Source organism: Vibrio sp. R11-SG3-ISO9 (genome assembly GCF_059834255.1).
Map to the genome: position 1 here is coordinate 118043 of NZ_JCBDGU010000045.1, position 9343 is coordinate 127385.

Sequence of the window (9343 nt, forward strand, 5' to 3'; positions counted from 1 at the left end):
CTAAACACGTAAAAAGCCGTAGGATTACGACTCTTTACCCTGTTGAATTCGACGCAGTGAACGTTCGCGACGCGACTCTTCTCTGGTCAAATCCAGCAATGTTTCTTCGATATAAGCTAAATGAGAATGTGACATTTCACGCGCCTTCTCAGGCTGGCCAGAAACAATCGCATCCACGATGTTAGCTCGATGTATACTCACTTTTTCCACAACGTCTTTTCGACGATGCAACAGCTTTAGATTTTCTAAGACATTTTGCTCAAGTAACGGAGCTAAACTGCGAACGATATGCAAAAGCACTACGTTATGAGCCGCTTCCGTTAAAGCGATAAGGAAAGCCATCACAGCTGCCGATTCAGCTTCAATATCGGCCTTTTCTTGCGCGCCTCGAATGTTATCTTGGCATGCTTGAATTCGAGCAAAGTCTTCTTCGGTACCACGCAGCGCAGCAAAGTAAGCAGAAATTCCCTCCATCGCATGACGCGATTCCAACAAGTCTAGTTGGGTTTCGGAGTGAGTGGACAACAAATTCAGGAGCGGATCTGAAAAGCTTTTCCAGATATTTTCACTGACGAACGTTCCCCCACCTTGACGGCGAGTTAGTAAGCGCTTGGCTTCTAAACGTTGTATCGCTTCTCGGATCGAAGGACGAGACACATCGAACTGTTTAGCCAGTTCACGCTCTGGCGGCAGTTGCTGCCCGGGCGCCAGTGTTCCTTCCACAATCAACCTTTCCAACTCTTTTTCAATAACATCAGAGAGTTTTGGCTGACGAATCCTTTGATAAGCCATAGTTTGCTGTTCTTCTTTTTATTTGCTGGTAATTGGTAATACCAATTTTAATTGGTGCAGAAATTAACATAATTAAAACGCCACTGTCCAGCTGAAAATTGACCTGAATCATAGAACACAGTGTGAATTAACCATGATTTAACAAATGAAATTTAAAACAGCAACCAAATTGGTCTTACCATTTACAGCGTTAATACTTTTGGGGAGTGTTCGTGCTAGAAAGTTTCAGGATAAAAATGAAATATTTCAGATTGATTAGGCTGCCTTGATTAAAATTCAAACCAAGCGCACAGATTGGGAATAAATCCTATTAACAATTGGTCACATCTGGCCTTTTGAAAGATTCATCACACTCTTGAGGGAATAAAAAAGGCTTGCATCCAGAACGATTACAAGCCTTTAACATTGGCGTAAAAATCAATATGCCAATATATGATTATCAGAATCACTACAGAGTTAAGCGTCGACGGTACTTCACCCAATCAAAAGAGAGCCCCGGATCGGTTTTTCTTAATGGGGCAATGTATTGATGCCCTGTAATACGCTCCGCCGTGATTTGCGGAAAACGCTGGGTAATCGCATCGGTTAGCTCAGCCAGTGCACGATATTGAGATTCGCTGTAGGCAACAAAGTCCGTCCCCTCAAGTTCAATCCCAATCGAATAATCATTGCAACGCTCTCGGCCAGCAAAGCTCGACTGACCCGCATGCCAAGCACGGTCAAGGAAAGAGACAAACTGGACAATCTCTCCGTTCCTACGAATTAAGCAGTGCGCAGATACGCCCATTTTGTGAATCACCTTAAAGAACGGATGCTCCTCTGGATTGAGCTTACCCGTAAAGAACTGCTCGATATAAGGTCCACCAAACTGACCAGGCGGCAGACTGATATTATGCACCACCAGCAAAGAGACATCGTCTTGTTGAGGGCGGGCGTCATAGAAGGGAGAAGGTAGATGTTTCGCGGCGCTATACCACCCAGTTTCGCTGATCATCATAAACGCCATGCTCCTTACTCTTTTATTGCTCAATATATAATGGCTATCAGTGTGAGCTCGACCTAACTCAAGGCGGGCTCAACCCTTTAATTTGCAGTGAAGCAAGAGTATCATTCCTACCCCACTCCCTTTCAAGATTAGATTTGCGATGAAAAACACACATAACAGCCACCAACGCCTTGACTACTTAAAAGAGCAGCTTCCACTAGAGATCTCTCGCGCAGTTGCAGAAACAATCAAAGAAGACCTAGGCGGCACACTGGATCCAGCGGCTGATATCACTGCAAGTCTAATTCCAGCGGATGCGGTTAACAGCGCAACCATCATTACGCGTGAACACGGTATTTTCTGTGGTCAAGCTTGGGCTGACGAAGTATTCAAACAGCTAGGCGGTGAAGTAACTATCGAGTGGCATGTGCAAGATGGTGACAAAGTTGAGCCGAACCAAACTCTTTGCACACTATCTGGCCCAGCTCGTGCTCTACTAACGGGCGAGCGCAACGCGATGAACTTTATCCAGACACTATCAGGTTGTGCGACAACAACGGCAGTTTACGCAGAAAAAATCGCTCACACAGAGTGTCGTCTGCTTGATACTCGCAAAACAATACCAGGTCTGCGTAGTGCACTAAAATACGCAGTGGCATGTGGCGGCGGTTTCAACCATCGTATCGGCGTGTTCGATGCCTACCTAATTAAAGAGAACCACATCATCGCTTGTGGTGGTATCGAGAAAGCAATCTCTACAGCAAAAGAGCTTAACCCAGGTAAACCTGTTGAAGTTGAAACCGAGAGCCTAGAAGAGCTTGAGCAAGCGATCAGCGCAGGTGCGGACATCATTATGCTGGATAACTTCACCACAGATATGATGCGTGAAGCTGTTAAAATCAACGCAGGTCGTGCCGCTCTAGAAAACTCAGGTAACGTAACACTAGACACTATCGCAGAGTTTGCAGAAACTGGTGTTGATTACATCTCAGTAGGTGCACTGACTAAGCATCTAAAAGCAATGGATCTTTCGATGCGTTTCAAAGCATAATCTATTGATTAAAAACACATTTAATATCAAAGGCACCGTTTACTACGGTGCCTTTTTTATTGCTAGCATTTCACTATTGAGACACCTTATCTAACTTGATCGCATAATCTTATGCAGCATATGAAACAAGTTACCAATAAATTCAAAGCGACTCGCGCCCTTCTCTGAACGCCATTCCACACCTAGATATCGACTCTTATTCTCTAATTCATCTGGTGCTTGCACTGTAACCGACAATAAATGGATTAGAACAATGAAAAAAAGACAAACAAAGCAGAAAGGTTTTACGTTAATTGAATTGATGATTGTGGTGGCGATTATTGGAGCCTTGTCAGCAATAGCTGTTCCTGCATATCAAAACTATGTTGCAAAAAGTGAAGCTTCGTCAGCACTAGCCACCTTAAAAGCACTGCAAACCCCAGCCGAATTAATTTTCCAAGAAGAAGGGACTATTAGTGGAGCGGTAACAATTCTTGGAGTATCTGCTGGTTCTAACACCTTAGGAACAATATCCATTAAAACGGCAGGTTCATCTACAGTTGAACCTGAGCTTCAATTCCAATTCAATGGCGGGTCATTAAATACTGAAACTCTTATTCTATCTCGAGACTCAGACACCGGATGGAGTTGCACCAAATCAACTAACATCCCTGACCTAGATGGCTGCTCATAAGTGTTAACCAACCTCCCCACCGTTCTTCGTCAGGCTAACCACCTTAACCTGACTCAAGAACAAGCCGTAGTGGAACACTTGCAAGCTTCTGGTGGCTCAACGCCAGAAGCTTTAATCGCGCATGGCTTGTTCAAGGCCGATAACCTTGCCGAACACACAGCACATATCTTTGGTTTACCTTTAATTTCGCTAGCTGATTACGATTACGAACTGTTGTGCGAACAGCTCGGGCTGCGCGAACTCATCACTCAACACCACGTCATACCGATCGCCAAATCAGCATCGACGCTGACCTTAGCCTCTGCCGACCCAACTGACCTACAAGCTGAAGATGACTTTCGTTTTGCCACGGGACTTCAGATTGAACTGGTGGTTGCAAACTATCGCACACTTGAAGGTGCCATTCGGCGGCTTTACGGCAAAGTAATTACCAATGGTGATAGCAATCGTAAAGAGATAACCCAAGATGAACTCGCTCACTTAGTGGAAATTTCTGACGATGAAGTCAGCACTGTCGAAGACCTTAGCCAAGATGACTCGCCCGTCAGTCGCTTTATCAATCAAATCCTAGTCGATGCGGTGCGTAAAGGGGCATCTGATATCCATTTCGAACCCTATGAAGAGTACTACCGAGTCCGCCTACGCTGCGATGGCATCTTAATCGAAACCCAACAACCGGCAGCGCACCTAAGTCGACGACTGTCTGCTCGCCTGAAGATCCTAGCCAAGCTTGATATCGCGGAGCGACGTTTACCTCAAGATGGTCGGATTAAGCTAAGGCTCAATCAAGAGATCGCTATCGATATGCGCGTCTCTACTCTGCCAACACTTTGGGGTGAAAAAATTGTACTTCGTCTACTCGATAGCAGCGCTGCCAATCTTGATATCGACATCCTTGGCTACAGTGAGCAACAAAAGGCACTCTATCTCAATGCTCTAAAACGCCCACAAGGCATGATTCTTATGACTGGGCCTACCGGTAGTGGCAAAACGGTATCGCTTTATACTGGACTTCGAATCCTCAATACCTCAGAAAGAAACATCTCTACCGCTGAAGATCCCGTTGAGATTAACCTTTGTGGTATCAATCAAGTGCAAGTACAGCCCAAGATAGGCTTTGGATTTGCTGAGGCGCTGCGATCTTTTCTGCGCCAAGATCCGGATATCGTGATGGTTGGTGAAATACGCGATATTGAAACAGCCGAGATTGCGATTAAGGCTTCCCAAACTGGTCACTTAGTCCTCTCAACGCTACACACCAATTCAGCAGCAGAGACGGTTACACGCCTTGCTCACATGGGGATTGAGCCTTTTAACTTGGCTTCATCATTGAGCCTCATCATTGCTCAACGACTAGCCCGACGACTGTGCCCACATTGCAAAATTGAAGATGATGACCAAACTATTTATCACTATCACAGCATTGATTTTAACCATAAGTTCTTTAAAGCAAACCCGAACGGCTGTAACGAATGCAATCAAGGGTATTCCGGTCGTGTGGGTATCTATGAAGTGATGCCGTTCACTGACACGCTGAAAGCAAGCCTCATATCTCGCCCAAATGCGATTGAGGTAGAAGCCCTAGCCAAACAAGAAGGCATGCAAACACTCCGAGATTCGGGCTTAGAGAAATTGTTGTCCGGGGTCACTAGCTACCAAGAACTGCAACGCGTCCTCTATCTCTAGACGTTTTATTTCTATCTAACTCTCTAGCTACATCGGTGTGAATTTTATGGCAATCAAACCCAAACAATCACAACTCAAGAATTATCACTGGAGAGGCGTTAACAGCTCAGGGAAAAAAGTATCAGGGCAAACCTTGGCTCTCACGGAACTTGAAGTCAGAGACAAGCTGCGCGAACAGCACATCCAGATTAAGAAGATAAAGAAAAAAAGCATCTCGGCGCTGACTCGCATAACCCATAGGGTCAAAGCAAAAGACATCACTCTGCTCACACGCCAACTGGCAACCATGCTAGGAACTGGTGTCCCTATCATCCAAGCCATCAAGTTGGTGTCAGATAATCATAGAAAAGCAGAGATGAAATCGATCTTGTCGCAGATCTGCAAAGGCGTTGAAGCGGGGACACCTTTATCAAAAGCGATGAGAACTGCAAGCCGTCATTTTGATGACTTGTATACCGACCTCGTGGCAACCGGAGAGCTGTCTGGAAATCTCGCCGAGGTCTTTGAAAGGCTGGCTAACTATCGAGAGAAAAGTGAACGCTTAAAATCAAAAGTCATAAAAGCGCTCATCTACCCGGTGATGGTGGTTGTCACCGCTTTAACGGTCTCATTTCTAATGCTGACAATGGTGATCCCTGAGTTTGAATCTATGTTCTCAGGCTTTGGCGCCGATCTCCCTTGGTTCACCGCAAAGGTGATGGCGCTGTCGCACTGGATGCAAGCTTACAGCTTCTATACTTTGCTTGGCTTTGCAGGTGCTAATCTCTTTATCATTCAAGCTCGTAAGCGCTCCTACTCCATAAGGCTGGCCCTTAGCAGATTAGGACTCCAGCTTCCTATCATAGGAGGGGTCATCGCCAAAGCTTCCATCGCCAAATTCAGTCGTACGCTATCAACCAGTTTTAGCTCTGGCATTCCGATCCTAACGAGCCTTAGAACGACCGCCAAAACCACAGGCAACGTACATTTTGAATCCGCCATTACAGAGGTTCACAAAGAGACAGCTGCAGGGATGCCGATGTATATTGCGATGCGTAACAGCCAAGCCTTTCCGGAAATGGTATTGCAGATGGTGATGATCGGCGAGGAATCTGGCAACCTAGACGAGATGCTCACCAAGGTTGCAACCATCTATGAATTTGAAGTAGACGATACCGTCGATAACTTAGGCAAAATCTTAGAGCCGGTCATCATCGTTTTTCTGGGTTCAGTAGTGGGTGGCTTAGTAGTTGCGATGTACTTACCGATCTTTAATCTAATGAGTGTGTTAGGATAGGCAATAATCAATGACACACTCATGGCTCTCGCCAGTTAGACCCCAGTGGACAGGACTCTATGGAAGTATTTCACTACTATCCTTGGCTATTCCCCGTATTAGCTTTTATCTTCAGCCTACTCATCGGTAGTTTTCTCAACGTCGTTATCCATCGTTTACCAATTATGATGGAGCGAGAGTGGCAACAAGAGTGCTCTGAGAGCTTTCCTGATTATAAGATTCCGATGCCAAAGGGGACGTATAACCTCAGCGTGCCTCGTTCGACATGCCCAAAGTGTGAAACGCAGATCCGAGCCATCGATAATATTCCGGTACTCAGCTGGTTATTTTTGAAAGGCAAATGTCGAAAGTGTTCGAACCCAATCAGCCCACGCTACCCTTTCGTTGAATTGCTCACTGCGGTGATGTGTGGCTTTGTTGCAGTTCACTTTGGCTTTAGTTACTACGCAATCGCACTGATCTTTTTTACCTTTGCTTTGATTGCGGCGACCTTCATCGACCTTGACACCATGCTACTGCCCGATCAAATCACTCTACCATTGGTCTGGTCAGGTATTGCACTTGCGTTGTTTGGCATTAGTCCTATTTCCCTCCAAGATTCTGTAATAGGAGCAATGGCTGGCTATCTGGCTCTATGGTCAGTCTACTGGCTATTTAAACTCCTGACAGGCAAAGAAGGCATGGGCTATGGCGATTTCAAACTCCTCGCTGCATTAGGGGCTTGGCTTGGTTGGCAACACCTACCGATGATCATATTGCTCTCTTCACTTGTCGGTCTTGTGTTTGGTTTAATTCAGCTGCGATTGAAACAGCAAGGCATCGACAAAGCCTTCCCTTTTGGTCCTTACCTCGCTATTGCCGGTTGGATAAGTTTGATTTGGGGCGAGAACATTATGGCTTGGTATTTTACTTCGGTTTTAGGAATTTAATTTATGGCGACCATTATTGGCCTCACTGGCGGCATTGCTAGCGGAAAAACCACCGTTGCAGACCTATTTCAAGAGCACTTCAACATCGATATTGTCGATGCCGATATCGTGGCTCGTGAAGTCGTAGCAGTCGGCAGTGACGGACTACGCCAGATTGCTGAACATTTTGGCGAAGCGATCCTTCTAGAAGACGGTACCCTCAACCGAGCTAAGCTTCGTGAACAGATCTTTACTAATCCAGAAGACAAAACTTGGTTGAATGCACTGCTTCACCCAATGATCCGCAATAAGATTGAAGAAGGGCTGACAAACATTCGCTCTCCCTATGGTTTACTCGTTGCACCTTTACTGATTGAAAACCAGATGCAAGGTATGGCAGATCGCGTTTTAATTGTTGATGTTCCTACAGAAGTTCAGATTGAACGCACTATGAACCGAGACAATGTCTCTGAAGAACAGGTCAAAGCGATCCTCAAATCACAAGCTTCACGAGAGCAGCGTTTAGCGGTTGCGGACGACGTGATTAAAAACCATACTAAAAACCAAGATCTTTTGCCTCAAATCACAGAATTACATCAAAAGTATCTAGCAATAAGCACACAAGATCGGTAAAAATAGTCTTATGTTGAATGAAGGTTTGCTTGATGATCACTCATAAATTTGAACATCCTCTAAATGAGAAAACACGTATCTACTTAAGAGTGGAATCCCTCTTGAGGCAACTGCACCTGTCTTCAACATTTTCAGATGCTCAGCAGTACCAACTATTCTTTCGTTCAATCTTCGATCTGATCGAAATCTTTGAGCAAATTCAGCTAAAGAGTGAACTGGCAAAAGACATTGAGAAGCAGCGTGTAACGTACAAGAGCTGGCTCAATGTCGAAGGCGTCGATCAAGAGATGCTCACTTCACTGCTAGAAGACATCGGCAGCATCTACCGTGAACTAATGCTAGCTGAACGCTTTGGCCAATCTCTTAAAGAAGATCGCTTCTTGAGTGCCATTCGTCAGCGTTTCAACCTTCCGGGTGGTTCATGCTGCTTTGACTTACCGGCTCTGCACTACTGGCTACATCTGCCTCTCGATAAGAGAATGAACGATGCTAAAGCTTGGATGGATAGCTTACAGCCTCTGTATGACGCGCTAACCCTATGGTTAAAGCTAACTCGTGAAACGGGTCGCTTCCAACCACAAATCGCTCGTGCAGGCTTCTTCCAGAGCGATGCTGAAGAGGCCAATATCTTACGACTCTCAATTCCAATGCAGTATGGCGCTTACCCAATGATTTCAGGACACAAAAACCGCTTTGCCGTGAAGTTTATGTGTTTTGAAAGTGGTCAGGCGTGCACTCAAGATATCGAATTTGAGCTCGCTGTCTGCAGCTAGCTTATTTGTCGCTAAATACCTTATTAAAGTTGGCTTGAGCCATGCTCAGGCCTACAATTCTAGAACCACACCCAACTAAGAACCATTATGTCTAAGAAAATCACCATCGTTAAATGCCCACAATGTCAGACTAATGTTGAGTGGGGTGAGCAGAGTCCACATCGCCCTTTCTGTAGCAAACAGTGTCAGATGATTGATTTCGGTGAGTGGGCCGACGAAGAGAACAGTATCGCGGGTGCTCCGGATATGTCGGATAGTGATGGTTGGTCGGAAGATCAGTACTAAGTTCGAGATTCGAGATTCGAGATTCGAGATTCGAGATTCGAGATTCGAGATTCGAGATTCGAGATTCGAGATTCGAGATTCGAGAAGAATTGTTAAGGGTTGGCGTTTTGCGTCAATCCTTTTTTATTACTGGTGAATTAGTGCTTGCTGAAAGAGATTCCCTACTCCTTCCTTCGTCAGTCTAGGGGAATGACAGTTATACGCAAGCTTGTTCTCCAATCGTCATTGAAAAACTAGATTTCTGATGTTGCTGTCAGGATGACGGCCACTGTTGCCCGCGG

At 45.4% G+C, this 9343-nt stretch carries 10 protein-coding genes; 8 read left to right on the forward strand and 2 right to left on the reverse strand.

Annotated features, from left to right (window positions below):
- Nucleotides 1-24: 24 nt before the first annotated feature.
- Both pdhR and ampD read right to left on the reverse strand, forming a co-directional pair.
- Nucleotides 25-792, reverse strand: coding sequence for a pyruvate dehydrogenase complex transcriptional repressor PdhR (gene pdhR, locus AC6R05_RS16365; protein WP_032550147.1), 768 nt, complete (start codon nucleotides 790-792; stop codon nucleotides 25-27).
- A 448-nt stretch (nucleotides 793-1240) separates the two neighbouring features.
- Entirely contained in the window at nucleotides 1241-1789 is a 549-nt protein-coding gene (gene ampD / locus AC6R05_RS16370) for a 1,6-anhydro-N-acetylmuramyl-L-alanine amidase AmpD (RefSeq protein WP_500648021.1), read from the reverse strand.
- 148 nt (nucleotides 1790-1937) lie between these two features.
- Here ampD and nadC point away from each other — a divergent pair, with 148 nt between their 5' ends.
- From nadC to yacG, 8 genes are all read left to right on the forward strand, one after another.
- Nucleotides 1938-2828, forward strand: a complete 891-nt coding sequence (gene nadC, locus AC6R05_RS16375; RefSeq protein WP_032550149.1) for a carboxylating nicotinate-nucleotide diphosphorylase — start codon at nucleotides 1938-1940, stop codon at nucleotides 2826-2828.
- Between the two features lie 253 nt (nucleotides 2829-3081).
- Nucleotides 3082-3501: a pilin gene (locus tag AC6R05_RS16380; protein WP_500648022.1), complete on the forward strand. Its 420-nt coding sequence runs from the start codon at nucleotides 3082-3084 to the stop codon at nucleotides 3499-3501.
- Complete coding sequence (gene pilB / locus AC6R05_RS16385) at nucleotides 3502-5187, forward strand: type IV-A pilus assembly ATPase PilB (RefSeq protein ID WP_500648023.1); 1686 nt, start codon at nucleotides 3502-3504, stop codon at nucleotides 5185-5187.
- A 46-nt stretch (nucleotides 5188-5233) separates the two neighbouring features.
- Nucleotides 5234-6463 carry a type II secretion system F family protein gene (locus tag AC6R05_RS16390; protein ID WP_500648024.1) on the forward strand — a complete coding sequence of 410 codons (1230 nt, stop codon included), beginning with the start codon at nucleotides 5234-5236 and terminating at the stop codon, nucleotides 6461-6463.
- A 59-nt stretch (nucleotides 6464-6522) separates the two neighbouring features.
- On the forward strand, nucleotides 6523-7392 hold the full coding sequence (locus tag AC6R05_RS16395; RefSeq protein ID WP_285468180.1) for a prepilin peptidase: 870 nt from the start codon (nucleotides 6523-6525) through the stop codon (nucleotides 7390-7392).
- Between the two features lie 3 nt (nucleotides 7393-7395).
- Nucleotides 7396-8004 (forward strand): dephospho-CoA kinase, encoded by a 609-nt coding sequence (gene coaE / locus AC6R05_RS16400; RefSeq protein ID WP_331440469.1) that lies wholly within the window; start codon nucleotides 7396-7398, stop codon nucleotides 8002-8004.
- Between the two features lie 32 nt (nucleotides 8005-8036).
- The gene (gene zapD / locus AC6R05_RS16405) at nucleotides 8037-8777 is read left to right on the forward strand and encodes a cell division protein ZapD (RefSeq protein ID WP_285407767.1); all 741 of its coding nucleotides are present in this window, start codon (nucleotides 8037-8039) and stop codon (nucleotides 8775-8777) included.
- An 87-nt stretch (nucleotides 8778-8864) separates the two neighbouring features.
- Nucleotides 8865-9062: a DNA gyrase inhibitor YacG gene (yacG, locus tag AC6R05_RS16410; protein ID WP_500648025.1), complete on the forward strand. Its 198-nt coding sequence runs from the start codon at nucleotides 8865-8867 to the stop codon at nucleotides 9060-9062.
- Nucleotides 9063-9343 lie beyond the last annotated feature (281 nt).

What these genes read in the sequence shown, in the direction of transcription:
- nadC (WP_032550149.1), top strand. Translation starts at nt 1,938, where the DNA reads ATGAAAAACACACATAACAGCCACCAACGCCTTGACTACTTAAAAGAG.
- coaE (WP_331440469.1), top strand. Translation starts at nt 7,396, where the DNA reads ATGGCGACCATTATTGGCCTCACTGGCGGCATTGCTAGCGGAAAAACC.
- zapD (WP_285407767.1), top strand. Translation starts at nt 8,037, where the DNA reads ATGATCACTCATAAATTTGAACATCCTCTAAATGAGAAAACACGTATC.
- AC6R05_RS16395 (WP_285468180.1), top strand. Translation starts at nt 6,523, where the DNA reads ATGGAAGTATTTCACTACTATCCTTGGCTATTCCCCGTATTAGCTTTT.
- ampD (WP_500648021.1), bottom strand. Translation starts at nt 1,789, where the DNA reads ATGATGATCAGCGAAACTGGGTGGTATAGCGCCGCGAAACATCTACCT.
- pdhR (WP_032550147.1), bottom strand. Translation starts at nt 792, where the DNA reads ATGGCTTATCAAAGGATTCGTCAGCCAAAACTCTCTGATGTTATTGAA.
- AC6R05_RS16380 (WP_500648022.1), top strand. Translation starts at nt 3,082, where the DNA reads ATGAAAAAAAGACAAACAAAGCAGAAAGGTTTTACGTTAATTGAATTG.
- yacG (WP_500648025.1), top strand. Translation starts at nt 8,865, where the DNA reads ATGTCTAAGAAAATCACCATCGTTAAATGCCCACAATGTCAGACTAAT.
- AC6R05_RS16390 (WP_500648024.1), top strand. Translation starts at nt 5,234, where the DNA reads ATGGCAATCAAACCCAAACAATCACAACTCAAGAATTATCACTGGAGA.